18 protein-coding genes are annotated in these 14,052 nt (G+C 58.2%); all 18 read right to left on the reverse strand.

Going from position 1 to position 14,052, the window contains the following annotated elements; genetic code table 11:
- On the reverse strand, positions 1-1,039 hold a 1,039-nt coding region (cobT, locus tag AB7E14_RS10370), incomplete at its 3' end, for a nicotinate-nucleotide--dimethylbenzimidazole phosphoribosyltransferase (RefSeq protein ID WP_428169504.1).
- 25 nt (positions 1,040-1,064) lie between these two features.
- Entirely contained in the window at positions 1,065-1,808 is a 744-nt protein-coding gene (gene cobS / locus AB7E14_RS10375; protein WP_316961816.1) for an adenosylcobinamide-GDP ribazoletransferase, read from the reverse strand.
- On the reverse strand, positions 1,805-2,350 hold the full coding sequence (gene cobU, locus AB7E14_RS10380) for a bifunctional adenosylcobinamide kinase/adenosylcobinamide-phosphate guanylyltransferase (RefSeq protein WP_316961817.1): 546 nt from the start codon (positions 2,348-2,350) through the stop codon (positions 1,805-1,807). The genes cobS and cobU overlap by 4 nt, the downstream gene beginning before the upstream one ends.
- A complete protein-coding gene (locus AB7E14_RS10385) occupies positions 2,347-3,867 on the reverse strand; it encodes a cobyric acid synthase (protein ID WP_058588244.1) in 1,521 nt (506 codons plus the stop codon). The genes cobU and AB7E14_RS10385 overlap by 4 nt, the downstream gene beginning before the upstream one ends.
- A complete protein-coding gene (locus AB7E14_RS10390) occupies positions 3,864-4,679 on the reverse strand; it encodes an energy-coupling factor ABC transporter ATP-binding protein (protein WP_043000256.1) in 816 nt (271 codons plus the stop codon). The genes AB7E14_RS10385 and AB7E14_RS10390 overlap by 4 nt, the downstream gene beginning before the upstream one ends.
- 8 nt (positions 4,680-4,687) lie before the next feature.
- Complete coding sequence (locus AB7E14_RS10395) at positions 4,688-5,365, reverse strand: energy-coupling factor ABC transporter transmembrane protein (RefSeq protein WP_043000255.1); 678 nt, start codon at positions 5,363-5,365, stop codon at positions 4,688-4,690.
- A complete protein-coding gene (locus AB7E14_RS10400) occupies positions 5,352-5,633 on the reverse strand; it encodes an energy-coupling factor ABC transporter substrate-binding protein (protein WP_043000254.1) in 282 nt (93 codons plus the stop codon). The genes AB7E14_RS10395 and AB7E14_RS10400 overlap by 14 nt, the downstream gene beginning before the upstream one ends.
- Position 5,634: 1 nt before the next feature.
- Positions 5,635-6,372, reverse strand: coding sequence for a cobalt ECF transporter S component CbiM (gene cbiM, locus AB7E14_RS10405; protein ID WP_316961818.1), 738 nt, complete (start codon positions 6,370-6,372; stop codon positions 5,635-5,637).
- Positions 6,369-7,082 (reverse strand): cobalt-factor II C(20)-methyltransferase, encoded by a 714-nt coding sequence (locus tag AB7E14_RS10410; protein ID WP_316961819.1) that lies wholly within the window; start codon positions 7,080-7,082, stop codon positions 6,369-6,371. The genes cbiM and AB7E14_RS10410 overlap by 4 nt, the downstream gene beginning before the upstream one ends.
- Positions 7,079-7,873: a sirohydrochlorin cobaltochelatase gene (gene cbiK, locus AB7E14_RS10415; protein WP_316961820.1), complete on the reverse strand. Its 795-nt coding sequence runs from the start codon at positions 7,871-7,873 to the stop codon at positions 7,079-7,081. The genes AB7E14_RS10410 and cbiK overlap by 4 nt, the downstream gene beginning before the upstream one ends.
- A gap of 11 nt (positions 7,874-7,884) precedes the next feature.
- Positions 7,885-8,670 carry a cobalt-precorrin-6A reductase gene (locus AB7E14_RS10420; protein WP_316961821.1) on the reverse strand — a complete coding sequence of 262 codons (786 nt, stop codon included), beginning with the start codon at positions 8,668-8,670 and terminating at the stop codon, positions 7,885-7,887.
- Positions 8,667-9,392, reverse strand: coding sequence for a precorrin-3B C(17)-methyltransferase (locus AB7E14_RS10425; RefSeq protein ID WP_042318211.1), 726 nt, complete (start codon positions 9,390-9,392; stop codon positions 8,667-8,669). Before AB7E14_RS10425 ends, AB7E14_RS10420 begins: the two co-directional genes overlap by 4 nt.
- Positions 9,392-10,447, reverse strand: coding sequence for a cobalt-precorrin 5A hydrolase (gene cbiG, locus AB7E14_RS10430; protein ID WP_043000248.1), 1,056 nt, complete (start codon positions 10,445-10,447; stop codon positions 9,392-9,394). The genes AB7E14_RS10425 and cbiG overlap by 1 nt, the downstream gene beginning before the upstream one ends.
- On the reverse strand, positions 10,428-11,201 hold the full coding sequence (locus AB7E14_RS10435) for a cobalt-precorrin-4 methyltransferase (RefSeq protein ID WP_043000247.1): 774 nt from the start codon (positions 11,199-11,201) through the stop codon (positions 10,428-10,430). Before AB7E14_RS10435 ends, cbiG begins: the two co-directional genes overlap by 20 nt.
- On the reverse strand, positions 11,194-11,763 hold the full coding sequence (locus tag AB7E14_RS10440) for a decarboxylating cobalt-precorrin-6B (C(15))-methyltransferase (RefSeq protein WP_043000246.1): 570 nt from the start codon (positions 11,761-11,763) through the stop codon (positions 11,194-11,196). The genes AB7E14_RS10435 and AB7E14_RS10440 overlap by 8 nt, the downstream gene beginning before the upstream one ends.
- Positions 11,753-12,358, reverse strand: coding sequence for a cobalt-precorrin-7 (C(5))-methyltransferase (locus AB7E14_RS10445; protein WP_043000245.1), 606 nt, complete (start codon positions 12,356-12,358; stop codon positions 11,753-11,755). Before AB7E14_RS10445 ends, AB7E14_RS10440 begins: the two co-directional genes overlap by 11 nt.
- Positions 12,352-13,491 carry a cobalt-precorrin-5B (C(1))-methyltransferase CbiD gene (gene cbiD / locus AB7E14_RS10450; protein ID WP_044326735.1) on the reverse strand — a complete coding sequence of 380 codons (1,140 nt, stop codon included), beginning with the start codon at positions 13,489-13,491 and terminating at the stop codon, positions 12,352-12,354. The genes AB7E14_RS10445 and cbiD overlap by 7 nt, the downstream gene beginning before the upstream one ends.
- A partial coding sequence (locus AB7E14_RS10455; protein WP_428169505.1) for a cobalt-precorrin-8 methylmutase occupies positions 13,488-14,052 on the reverse strand: 565 nt, incomplete at its 5' end. The genes AB7E14_RS10455 and cbiD, both read right to left, overlap by 4 nt.

Consider the following 14,052-nt stretch of genomic DNA (forward strand, 5'->3'; position numbering starts at 1 on the left):
CGATATTGCTGGCGGCCAGTTCTCCCATGTTGCTGTACATCGCGCAGGCCGCTTCCACAATCGGCATCGCCAGTGCAGCACCGCTCCCCTCACCCAGGCGCATTCCCATGTTGAGATACGGTTCGAGCTCCAGGTGCTCCAGCGCAATCCGTGCGCCCTTTTCGGCGGAGAAATGTGATGGGATCAGATACGGTTTGATCTCCGGCGCAATCTGACAGGCGGCCAGCGCAGCGGAATAGGACAGGAAGCCATCCAGCAACACCGGTAAACCGCAGGACGCGGCGCCCAGGATAACTCCCGCCATGCCCACTAGGTCAAATCCACCGACTTTCGCCAGCACATCCACCCCATCATGCGGATTGGGCTGGTTGACGGCAATCGCCCGGCGAACCACCTCCACTTTATTGCCTACACGGGAAAGCGGCAGGTTAGCGCCAATTCCCACCACCGCTTCAGCCTCACTGCCTGTCAGGACGCTAACAATCGCCGCAGCAGGCGTGGTATTCGCCATCCCCAACTCGCCAACGCCAAACAGCGTCACGCCGCGCTGCGCCTGTTCGCGTGTGTAGCGAATGACTTCCAGCAGTAGCTCTTCCGCCTGCGTACGGCTCATCGCAGGGCCAGTGGCGATGTTTCCACACCCACGTGCGACGCGCATGTTCACTACGCCGGGGATGAGTTCAGCATCAATCCCCACGTCGATCACATGAACCTTTGCACCGGCATGAGCGGCAAGCACACAAACGCCCGTCGTGCCGCGCGTCATATTTGCCGCCTGAATGGCGGTCACCACTTTAGGCGAAACGGCAACCCCTTCATCCCAGACACCGTGATCGGCGCACATCACCAGTATCGCTTTTTCACCGACACGCGGTACACCGTGTAGACCTGGCATACCGGCCAGCTGTACCGCCAGCGCCTCCAGCCGACCCAGGCTACCAGGCGGTTTAAGCAGGCCATCAATATGCTGTTGCGCGCGTGTCATCGCGCCACGGTCTGGCGGCGGAATTTCGCGGAGTAAAGAGGTTAACGTTTGCATATGCGTTCTCATTGTGTTGGCTGACTCACAGCAGAGCCAGCAGGAATATCAACTCGCCAAGTTCTATTGCCGCACCCAGCGTATCGCCGGTTTGCCCACCCAACGTCCGTTTTAACAGTTGTCCCAGCAGGAAGACAGACACCATCGTCATGACCAGTGCCGCCACCCCCTGCATTCCAGGCAACAGAACCGCCGCCAGAATCGCGGCCAGACCAAGGGTAAAACAGGTTTGCGTCCCGGTGACATGACCGATAAACACGTTGCCTAATCCCTCTTCACGGGCGTAGCGGTGGCGATACATCAACAACACGGCTGTCCCACGCCCAACGGCACAGGCGGCTGCCAGCGCGGCCAGCACAGGAGTGCCGCGTAGCGACAGTTCACTGATCACCAGCACTTTCGCCAGCAAGACAAAAATGAGCGCCAGACCGCCGTGCGTTCCCAGTCGGCTGTCGCGCATAATTTCCAGCATACGTTCGCGGCTGCGGGCGGAGAAAACGCCATCGCAGGTATCAGCCAGACCGTCGAGGTGAAAGCCCCCGGTCATCAGCGCCAGCGCTAACACGGTAAAGAGCGCCGCCAGTGGTGCGCCGCACCAGGGCTGAAAGAGCATAAACACCAGCCCACTCAACGCGCCGAGTAGCAGGCCGATGAGCGGGAAAGTCACAATACCGCGAGAATACTGATCGAATTCCAGTCCCTGCGACCAGCGACCCGGAACGGGCAAACGCGTAATAAAAGAGAGCATTGCCCAGAACAACTTACTCATTTAATTTTGACTCCAATACCAGATACCACCAGCCAGACCTCATCCGCCGCTGCCGCCAGACGCTGATTCACACGCCCGGCGATATCCCGAAAGTGCCGCGCCAGACGGTTTTCCGGCACGATCCCCATCCCGACTTCGTTGGTCACTAACACCACCCTGGCCGGACATCGCTGACAGGCCGCGATCAGCTTCTGGATCTCCGCCTCAATCGCCGTTTCCAGCGCGGCGTAATCCCAGCTATCGGGGTCACTGTCGCCGCCCAAAGCAAACAGCAGGTTAGTGACCATGGTGGTGATGCACTCCAGTAGAATGGCTTCATCCGGCGCGTTCTCTGCGCTAATCAATTCATCAAGATGCTGCCAGCGCTCGGCGGTACGCCAGTGCGCTGGACGTCCATCACGATGATGCTGAATGCGCGCTGCCATTTCGTCATCAAAAATCTGCGATGTCGCGATGTACAGCACCTGCGGGAAATCAGCGATCAGGGCTTCGGCATGACGACTCTTACCGCTGCGGGCGCCGCCAGTGACCAGAATCATCATACTGACTCCCGATGTTGCTGCATGATGGTATAAATTTTCTCAATATCGATGTGTTGCCGCATCGCATCCGCCAGCAGATCAAACTGCTGCGATTTATATTGCGCGTATTGGAAGGTGGGATCCAGGGGAGCTAGCCCTTTACGCACGCGCAGGCCATTGACCAGCGCTCGCGTAAAATCATCACTGTCAAACAAGCCATGCAGATAAGTTCCAAACGCCCGTCCGTCGGCGGAGACGGCGCCATCCGCAACGTTTTCGCCGTGCTTCTGCAGTTGCATCACCGACTGGCAATCGCCGTTCAGCGTCGTTTCGCCCATGTGAATTTCATAACCGCGCACTGGCAACCCGGACGCCGCAGACAACCAGTCCGGCAGTGTCGACGACATCGTCGCCGTTACCTGGGTTGTGGTTTTCCGCTGGGCAAAATGCGTTACCGTATCGAGCAACCCCAGACCCGGTAGCGTTCCCAGCCCTGACTCGACCTCATCGATAATGGTCTCGCCCAACATCTGGTAGCCACCACAGATCCCGACAATGGGGATATTTTGTTGGTGCGCCTGCAACACCGCGTGGGCCATGCCGCTTTCACGTAGCCACACCAGATCGCCGAGCGTATTTTTACTGCCCGGCAGGATCACCAGGTCAACGTCCGCCAGTTCTTGCGGATGACGCACATAGCGCACGCGCACATCGGGCTGCGCGGCCAGCGCGTTAAAATCGGTGAAATTGGAGATATGCGGGATTTGCACCACGGCAATGTTGATGTCGCGTTTTTCCGTGCGCAGGTATTTCCCTTTTTGCAGCGCCACGCCATCTTCATCTTCGAGATCGACATCCAGCCACGGCATCACGCCCAGCACGGGAACGCCGGTCAGGCTTTCAATCTGCTCAATACCGGGATTAAGCAACGCCACATCACCACGAAACTTATTGATGATCACCCCTTTCACCCGCGCACGCTCATGTTCATGCAGCAGCGCCAGCGTACCGTAGATGGAGGCAAACACCCCGCCGCGATCGATATCGGCGACCAGGATCACCGGGCATTGCGCCATCTCGGCCATCCCCATATTGACGATGTCGCGGTCACGCAGGTTGATCTCCGCCGGACTGCCCGCCCCTTCCAGCACCAGTACATCAAACTCCTGCGCCAGACTGGTGTAAACGGAAAGGATCTGCTCGCGTAGACGCGGCTTGTATTCGTGATAGCTGACCGCATCCATATCGGTCGCCACCTGTCCCATCAGCACCACCTGCGCCTTGCGATCGCTGGTCGGTTTCAACAGCACCGGATTCATGCGGACATCCGGCACAATGCCCGCCGCTTCGGCCTGGAAAATCTGCGCGCGGCCCATCTCTTTCCCCTCCGGCGTGATGCCGGAGTTGAGCGCCATATTCTGCGACTTAAACGGTGCGGTCCGCCGACCATCCTGATAAAAAATGCGGCACAGTCCCGCCACCAGAACACTCTTGCCGACGTCAGACGCCGTTCCCTGCAACATAATGGCCTGCGTCATGACGCCTCCTTGATTGCGCGTTGTCGCATACAACGGAAAAATTCATCTTCGGTTTTGCACAGCGGCATACCTAGCTCTGCGTGCAGTTTCACCAGCCAGGGTTGCGTTAACCCGGCCTCTTCAATCAGTTCTGTACGGGCAAAAACCTCACCCGGCTCACCGTGCGCCAGCACTTCGCCATGACGTAAAACGTAGACGGCATTGCTGACTTCATAAATCAGATCAATATCATGGCTGGAGATCACCACGTGATTTCCCTGCGCCACAATCCGTTTGATGATGTCGATCATCTGGCTACGTCCTGAAGGATCCAGCCCCGCCGTGGGTTCATCCAGTAACAGGTATTTTGCCCGTAGCACCAGCGCACCGGCGATGGCCACCCGCTTCTTTTGTCCGTGGCTTAAGCACTGAATCGGCTGCTGGCGAAAATGTTGCGCATCTACCAGCGTCAACGCCTCGTCGACTCGTCGGGCAATTTCTCCCTCCTCCACGCCAAGATTGCGCAGGCTGAAGGCGATATCGCTGTCGATATCGGTGTAGAAAATTTGCTGATCGGGATCCTGAAACACCGTCGCGACCTGCTGACGCAGCGCCAGCAGGCCACGCTTACTGTAGTCCAGCGGTTTTCCCTGCCACAATACCGCGCCCTGTTGCGGTCGCAGTAATCCGCTCAGATTCATAAATAGGGTGGATTTCCCACAGCCGTTGGCTCCCACCAGTCCGGTGACGGCATGCTGTGAAAAATCCAGCGTCAGCCCTTTAAGTACCTGCGCATCCTGATAACGAAACCAGAGTTCGGTGGTGGCAAGCATGCTTTTCCTTACAGGTGAAAATCGCCCTGATACAATTTGATATCTAACGTCGCCGCCATTTGCTGATAGCGAATCAGCACCCGGGTAAACAAAACGCCCACCAGCATCGCCAGCGAGCGATAGCCAATCGGCAAACTACGATAGCCAAAACGCAGCGTCTGCGCGCGATGAATCGCCATCGCTTCATCTAACAGAATAAAAATAAAGCGCCAGGTCAGCAGGATCTGTTCCGTCAGCAGACGCGGTATCCGTGCCCGTTTGAGCAGTAAAATCAGCTGCGGAAACGGCAGGTTAAGCACCAGCCAGAACGTGGCGGCCAGCGCGGCCAGACTCCGCCAGAACGTCTCGTTCGCGGTGTGCAGCCCAGACGCCGTGACCCCCAGCCAGTAACTGCCAAGCGGAAAACTGACCAACAGCGTTTGTGGGTCGCGGCTGACGCTGAACAGAATCGTCACCACCCCCACCACCAGAAAACCAAACGGCAGCGCCATCCAGCGACACCAACGGCGCAGGGAGATGCGCAGCAGCCAGCAGGTCAGCCCGGCAATCAGCGCCAGCTCGATACCCTGCCCCCAGGCGGGCAGGGTAAACGCCAGAGTCATCAGCAGCAGCCAGAACAGGAACTTACGCTCTGGTGCGACGTGAAACCAGCGGCTCTGATAGCTCAGTCGATCAAGCCCGGTCATCACGGCGTTGTCTGCCTTTGGTGTAGCCCAGAATATAGAAAATCACCGCCGCGCCGAGCGAGCCTTGCAACGTAAACAACAGGCTTTCAATTTCCCCGCTCGCCGGTTCATACAGCGGCTGGAACCACGGCTCATAATGCGGAGCAACCACCTGAATCTGGCTTTCCGCTTCACCGTCCGAGCCACCGTATTCACCACCGTGATTGATAAAGAACGGCAACACGACCAAAGCAATCACCATGGCCAACAATATCAGCGTCTTTTTCATGTTAATGTCCTTGCGCGGTTATCAGTTGCCGTTTCGTCAGCTGGTCGTAGATCATCACGGTCAGCAAGCCTTCGGCGATAGCAATCGGGATCTGCGTCAGGCAGAAAATCCCCATAAACTTGACGACAGATCCTGGCGCGCCCGCTTCGGGATCCGGGAAGGCCACGCCAAGCTGTACAGATGTCACAAAGTAAGTCACCAGATCCGCCAGCATGGCGCAGAGGAAGACGCCAACATCACGACGGATCCCGGCGCGACAGGCCATCTTCCACACCATATAGCCGACAACCGGGCCAATTACCGCCATCGACATGCCGTTAGCGCCCAGGGTGGTCAAGCCACCGTGCGCCAGAAGCAGCGCCTGGAACAGCAATACGATAGCGCCGAGAACCGCCACCACGCCCGGACCAAACAGGATCACCGCCAGCCCGACGCCTGTCGGATGTGAGCAGCTACCGGTAACCGACGGGATCTTCAGTGCCGACAGCACAAAAATAAACGCCCCGCACAGCGCCAGTAGCACTTTCTGATGGCTCTCATCCATCACGATATGTCGCAGGCGCACCAGTCCGTACCACAGGCACGGTAAAAACAGCAACCACCAGGCCAGCGCCCACATCGGCGGTAAAAATCCCTCCATGATGTGCATGGCGAACGCCTGCTCCGGCACAATCATCAGCAATAGCGCCGCAGCCAGACCACTGAATGACAGCTGTTTCAGCTGTTGTTCGAGTTTCATTCTGCATACTCCCACTGTTTGTTGACCAGGATGGTCGAGAAATAAGGCAACGGCTGATCGTCGCTGACCTCGTTGAGATGCCGCCAGCACTGCTCTCCAGGGAGCGTGGCCTCGGACATCATCAGTGCACAATCCAGTAATCCGGCCTGATCCAGCAGCGCTTTAATCCGCGCAAAGCGACCATAGACCTTCATCAGTACCAGACTGTCGTGTTGACGTAGCGCCTGGGCGATCTCCGCTTCCGGTGCGGTACAGGAGATCACCGCCAGCGACTGCTGTTCCATCGCCAGCGGCGTTTTGGATCGGGCGGCAATGGCGGCAAACGACGTCACGCCAGGCACGATCTCCAGCCAGTCAGGACACCCGATGCGCTGTAGTAAAAAGACCCAGGTGCTGAACAACATGGCGTCACCCAGGGTGATAAATCCCACCTGTTTGCCTGCCTCCACTTCCTGAACCAACGCCGCGGCCACTTCATCCCAGACCGCCTCTTTTTCCGCGCTGTCTGCGCTCATGGGGAAATGGCAGCAACGAATTTCTGTGTTCGTACCGATGAACTCCCGCACGATGGAAAGCGCGAGGCTGTCGCCACCCTTACGTCCCGCCGGGGCATAGAGAATATCCAGTGAACCCAGAATACGTGAGGCGCGAACGGTAATCAGATCGGCTGCTCCCGGGCCAGTGCTCAGGGCGTACAGTTTGCCGCTCATGCCGCTTCCTCCATCGCCACGCTCAGCGCTTGTTGCAAATGCGCGACGAACATCGCCCGCACCGCCGGATTTTCGCCAAGACCGCTCAGCCACGGCGTTGCCGTGATCCCCGCCGCCGTAAACAGCGTTTTCCACGAATCATCGTCGTCCGAAGCCATATCATTGATGGCGTGATCCCCTGCCACCAGCATCAGCGGCATCAGATGGACGGCTTTGACCCCCTCTTTGCTCAGGCTCTCAATCAGAATATCGACTTCCGGATAGCTCTCCACCGCGCCGACGCGCGCCGGGAAGCCCTGCGCCATCATCATGTGGTCGAGGCAGGCATAAGCGGCAAACGCGTGATGGCTGGCGCCGTGGCCCATGAATACCACCTTCTCATTGGCGGCGGGGACAGGCATCTGCTGTTTCAGGGCGAGCATTAACTGCGCGTAATCGTCATGTCTGCTCAACAGCGGAACGCCCAGCGTCAGGCGGGCAAACAGCGGACGCAGAGTCTGCACTTCACGGACAATTTTTTCATATTCGTCGCCGTTAATGATGTGCAGCGACTGAATCGCCACATCCTGATAACCCTGATCAGCAAGCTTTTGCAGCGCCTGCAGCGGGGTATCTATCTCAATACCATCACGCTGTTTGAGCTTGCGAATAATCATTCCAGAGGTAAAGGCACGGAACAGGGTGCGGTCAGGACAGCTGGCGGCCAGATCGCGCTCGCAGGCCACAATGTTCTTCTCGCAGGTATCGTGATAGCTGGTGCCAAAGCTAACCACCAGAAGCGCTTTTTTCATTTTCTGATTCCTTAAGCAGCGGCCAGCCAGCGCGCCAAACGTTGCGCAAATGCGGCCTGACTTTCCAGTAACTCATCTCCCGTCACCAGCGGCGCCGGGCGGGTAATCACGATGCAGGGAATGCCTGCATCCAGACAGGGTTGAACCTTTTCCTGATAACCGCCCTCTGCGCCAGAAGCCTTGGTTATCACGACGTCAGCCTGACACTGACGATAAAACGCAGCGTTAAATTCAGCGCTGAACGGCCCGCACAGCGCGAACGTCTCGCCTACGCCAAAGCCCAGATCGGCGCACTGTTGAATCACCTCGGGGACAGGCAACACGCGGGCGAACAGCGTTTTTTCCGGCAACCCCGCGCGCCACAGCGCCAGATCTTTACTTCCGGTGGTCAGCAGTACGCGCTCGCCAAAACGTCGTGCAACGTCGCACGCCTCGGCAATGCTCTGTACAGTGAAGAGCAGCGGATGCGTCAGTTCACTAAGCTGTTCCGGGCGCTGGTAGCGGCTCAGCAGCACGCCAGCCCGCTCGCAGGCGCACAGAATATTGCGGCTCACCACTTCGGCATACGGGTGCGAAGCATCGATCACCCATCGCGTTCCGTTCTCCTTCAGCCAGTTCACCATTTCATCCTGCTCGAGCCGACCACAGCGCACCTGCCCCTTGATGTCGCCAGCCAGTTGTTTCCCGGTCGGCGTCGCCACCGACAGGGTGTAAGCCACATTGGCGGCATCCAGTTGCTGGCACAGCGCACGGGCATCGCTGGTGCCGCCCATGACCAGAACCTCACCAAAACTCACAGCACGTAACCTCGTGGCGTGATCATCAGACCGTCCTGCACATAAGTCGCTTTGTTACCGACGATCACCAGACTGGTCATATCCACCGGTTCAAAATCCATCTCGCCCAGCGTAGTCAGCCATTTCTCTTGCTTTTTACGCCCGGCAGATTTCACCACTCCCACCGGCGTTTGCCCGCTCTTACTGGCGGAAAGCAGTTCAAATGCGCGCGCCAGATGCCCCTCACGGCCCCGGCTGCGCGGGTTGTAGAAGCAGATGACGAAGTCCGCTTCTCCGGCGGCGATAATGCGTTTTTCGATAACCGGCCACGGTGTAAGTAAATCGCTTAAACTGATGTGACAAAAATCGTGCATCAGCGGTGCGCCGAGCAGCGACGCCGCCGCGATACTGGCAGTCATCCCCGGGATCAGGCGCACTTCAACGTCCAGTTTCTGTTTGCTGACCAGCTCCAGCACCAGCCCCGCCATACCGTAAATACCGGCGTCACCGCTGCTGATCAGCGCCACGTTGTGTCCGGCCTGCGCCAGTTCAATCGCCGCATGGCAGCGCTCGATCTCTTTGCACATGCCGGTTTTGATCACCTGCTTGTCACCGGTAAACGCTTTGACGAGGTGAGTGTAGGTTTTGTAACCCACAATAATTTCTGCCGCCTGTAGAGCCTCAACGGCTTCCATGGTCATCATGGCCTGTGAGCCGGGGCCGATTCCGATTACGGTTAACATCAGTGTGAAACTCCCAAAGTGATAGTGACGCCCTGCTCACGCAAGGTTTCGCCGGTCAATTGCCCATGACTCAGCAGCCATGCTGCCGGACCCGAGACGCTTCCAACGCCGACCGTCTGGCGAACAAACGGCGAAGCCGGAAAGTGATGTTCATGCTCACGCAGCGCGTCAGCGCTAAAGGTTTCAAACGGCACACGCCAGCAGGAGGCAAGTTGAATCAGCCCCTCTTCGTCTTTCTTGAGCGACACGCTGCCGATGGCTTTCAGCGCCAGCGGATCAAAGCGCTGCGCTTCAAGCTGACGCGCCAGCAGCGCAGCCAGTAGTGGGAACGGCGTATCGCGACGACAGCCAATGCCAGCGACCACCCGTTGTGGCACCAGTTTCCAGTGTTGAACCGGAATATCCGGCAATTCGTTACGTAACGTGACGCACACCAGCGCATCCAGTTCAGGCAATTGCTGGAGATCGGTAACGGTAATGAACCCACGGCGATCGCAGTGGCGGACGTCTTCATCCAGTTCTTCATCCCACCACAGTCCCACGCGCTGGTTGCTCACCAGCATCTGATTCACCGCTTTTACTGCGGTGCGAAAGTCGGTCATACGGGCGTTGAGCTGAAACGCGAGGGTGTCCAGTGCCGCCATCTCATTGACATCGGTGGCAGTGGTAATCACCGGATCGGCACCCAGCATGCCGGCGAGATAACGGGTCAGCGCGTTCGCGCCGCCCGCATGGCCGGAAAGCAGGCTGATCACATGCTGGCCGCGCTCGTCGATCACCACCACCGCCGGATCGCTGAACTTGTCATTCACCAGCGGGGCCAGCACGCGCACCGCGATACCGGTCGCCCCGATAAAAATCAGCGCGGAATAGTTCGAAAACGCGTCGCGCGCGGCGTGGGCGAACCCGCCGTCGAACGGTAAGAAACCGTCCTCCAGCAATTTTTCACTGGTAAAACAGGTCAGCGGTAACATCGCTGCCAGCCGTTTAGCCAGCATTACACCGCCGGGCGTCAGGCAAAACAGCGCGATTGATTCAGGCTTTACGGTATTCATGGCTAAAGTCCGCGGCATAGAGTCTGGAGTAGTGATACTCATCTCCGAGGAAATTCCCGACCAGGATGAGCGCCGTTTTGCGGATCCCGGCGTCGCGCACTTTATCGGCGATATCCGCCAGCGTGCCACGCACGGTTTGACTTTCCGGCCAGGTCGCTTTGTAGATCACGGCCACCGGTGTGGTCGCCGGGTAACCGCCCTCAATCAACCGTTCCGCAACCCGGTTGATACGCTGGACGGAGAGATAAATCGCCATTGAGGTCTGGTGGCTGGCGAACGATTCCAGTTGTTCACGTTCTGGCACCGGCGTGCGACCTTCGAGTCGCGTAATAATCAGGCTTTGCGAGACTTCCGGCACGGTGTACTCAACCCCCAGCTCCGCCGCCGCGCCGAGGAAAGCGCTGACCCCCGGCACCACCTGCCAGGGGATACCACGTTTGGTCAGCTCTTCCCCCTGTTCGCGCACCGAGCCATACAGCGACACGTCGCCGGTTTGCAGGCGCACTACCGTTTTTCCGGCCTTCACCCCCTCTTCCATCAGGGTGAGGATTTGCTCAAGGTGCAGTTCCGCACTGTCGTGGCACTCCGCGCCCTCCGGGCAATACTCCAGCAGTTCGGTGTTGATCAGCGATCCGGCGTAAATCACCACCTGCGCCTGTTGCAACAGCCGGTAACCCTTAAGCGTAATCAGCTCCCGATCACCCGGACCTGCGCCGACAAACCACACACAACGGGGATCAAATGTCTCAGACATGGCGTTCTTCCTTCTGGCAGGCGATGACAAAAACGGGATTGTTCGGTTTGAAATAGTGACCCGCGCCCAGCGTGGTCAACGACGAAATCTGCATTTGCAAACAGTCCACGTCCTGCACACCGCGCTGTTGCAAATGTGCCAGCGCGGTGTTGAGGTTTTCCTGTAGGATGAAGGTCATCACCAGGCGTCCACCAACGTGCAACTGGCGCATAGACCAGTCGATCAGTTCCGTGAGGTGTCCCCCACTGCCACCCATAAAGACGGCATCGGCTTTCTCGGTCATCATCATTGGCGCTTCACCCGGCAGAATATCGATATTCGCGCAGGCGAAATGCTGCCGGTTTTCGTCGAGTAAACGCAGCGCCGCCGGATTGCGCTCAATAGCCGTAATGTGTAGCGACGGAAACTGTAGCGCGGCTTCGATGGACACACTGCCGGTTCCGGCCCCGATATCAATCAGGTGACTGGCCCGGTGCAGTTCAAGTTTTGCGAGAGCGAGCGCACGTACCGCTTCTTTGGTCATCGGCACCTTCTCACCACGCAGGAAAAGCTCATCTTTCATCAAGGATCACCACTGCATTCATCTCATATTCGGCATGGACCTCGCTGACGCGCAGCCAGTGGATCCGTTCGTTTTCCATCGCCAGGTTTTCGCCAATCACCATCCAGCGATCGCCCTTTCCTCGTGCAACCAGTTGTGCAGCAATGTCACGCGGCCCGCACTGACCGTCAGTGACCATTGCCACCTTGTTATGCTGCGCCAGCGTATCGAAACAGACGCTGCGCCCGTGGCTACTGGTGAGCCACATGTCATTCATGTCGATTCCCGACTGCGCGCACAGATACTGCACCGCACTGATACCTGGAATGATGCGTACCTGCGCAACGCCAAAATGCGCCACCATCCGCGTACCGATGCCGTAAAACAGCGGATCGCCGGAAGCCAGAACCACCACCCGCTTATCCTGATGCGCCGCAATCCATGCCAGCAGTTCGGGAATGTTGGCGCCCAGCGCAAACTGCTCGCCGCGAAAGTCCGGGAACTGCTGCAAATGGCGCTTACCGCCGACCAGCACATCGGCCTCATCAACCGCCGCGCGCGCCGCCGGCGTCATCAGGTGCAGACCGGCTGGCCCCATCCCCACGACCGTCAGCATTGCATCTCCCGGGCGATAGCATCGACGGGGCGGTTGCTACCCAGAACCTGGTTATCAAACGAAAACATGATCGCGTCGCAGGTCGGCGGGGTTTTGGTAAAGCGCAGCATCTGCATCACGCGCTGACAGATGCGTTCAGCAAGATGGTTGTAGATGTGCTGAAAGCCGAACGCGTCGATGTGCTCCATTGCCGCTTCAGTGGTGTCGCAATCGCTTACCAGCGTCAACAGCTCCCGCGGCGCGCCGAGCAGCGCCAGATGCGCCACCAGCGTTTCCATTCGCGCATCGGCTATGTGACTGTGGGTATGGAAGATCCCGGCAGCAATTTTGATCAATTTTCCAGGATGTCCGACGAGCACGACCTGGCGAAATCCCAGCCGCACCGCCTCTTCAATCATGTAGCCGACAAAGTTGCTCATGGTGACCACCACGTTGGTATCGATGCCCATCTGTTCGCGGACGAAACGCTCACCATGATTACCCGGCACCAGAACTACCCGCTCCAGTCCGGCGGCACGTTTGATTTCCAGCTCCAGCGATAACGACCGCTTCCAGCTCTCTTCGGACATGGGGGTCACAATACCGGTGGTGCCAATAATGGAAATTCCGCCAAGAATACCGAGACGCGAGTTGTAGGTTTTTTGCGCTCGTTCTTCGCCTTCCGGGGCAAAAATTTCGATTTCCGCCCCGCGTACCGGACCTATCGCCTCACGCACGGCGGACTCAATGGTGTGGCGCGGGGTGCGATTAATTGCCGCGCTGCCGACAGGCAAACCAATGCCTTTGCGGGTGACGGTGCCGACGCCTTCGCCCCCGGACAGGACAATTTCACCGCTGTCATTCAGCGTGACGCGGGCGAAAATCAACATCCCGTGGGTGGCGTCGACATCATCGCCACCATCTTTACGGATCGCGGCAATGGCCTGCTGTCCTTCAATGTGTGGAGATTCCACGTTCAGACACAGGGTGACGCCGGAAGGTGTGACAATCGATACCTGATGGATCAGATGCTGACGCAACACCATCAGCGCGGCGACTTTTGCCGCCGCCGTGGCGCACGATCCAGTGGTATAACCTTTGCGCAGCGCTTTGCCGTTATGCCAGACGGGCGCGTCGAAAGTCTGATCGCTCATCGCGCCCCCTGCATGTAATACAGCATGGCGTTCACGATCGCCGCCGCAACGTTACTGCCGCCTTTGCGTCCGAGGGCAGCAATGGCGGGCAACTGACTGTGCGTCAGCGCCTCTTTGGATTCCGCCGCGCCGACAAATCCCACCGGCACGCCCACCACGCCGCTTACCGCTACATCTTTTTCCAACAGGCGAAACAGCGCAGTGGGCGCGTTGCCAAAGACAAACACTTTTTCGCCTTCTTCCGTCACGGCAATGTCGACAGCCGCCATTGAACGAGTGATACCCTGCGCTTTCGCTTGCGCTACCACGCGCGGATCGCTGATATAGCAGCGACACTCGCCCCCCGTCTTCGCCAGCAGGGTTTTATTGATCCCCGAAAGCGCCATGGTGGTGTCGGTATAGATAACCGTCGGGCGGCTCAGCGCCGCACAAAGTTGTTCCAGCGCATCATCCGAAAACCAGAGAATATCCAGCCAGTCGAAGTCAGCGGTGGTATGAATCACCCGTTTGATGATGGCTTCATGTAGCGGACTGGCAAACTGGTACTCCGGGCGCGTTTCA

Origin of the sequence: Citrobacter sp. (genome assembly GCF_050252275.1) — a bacterium.
GTDB classification, from domain to species: Bacteria; Pseudomonadota; Gammaproteobacteria; order Enterobacterales; family Enterobacteriaceae; genus Citrobacter_A; species Citrobacter_A amalonaticus.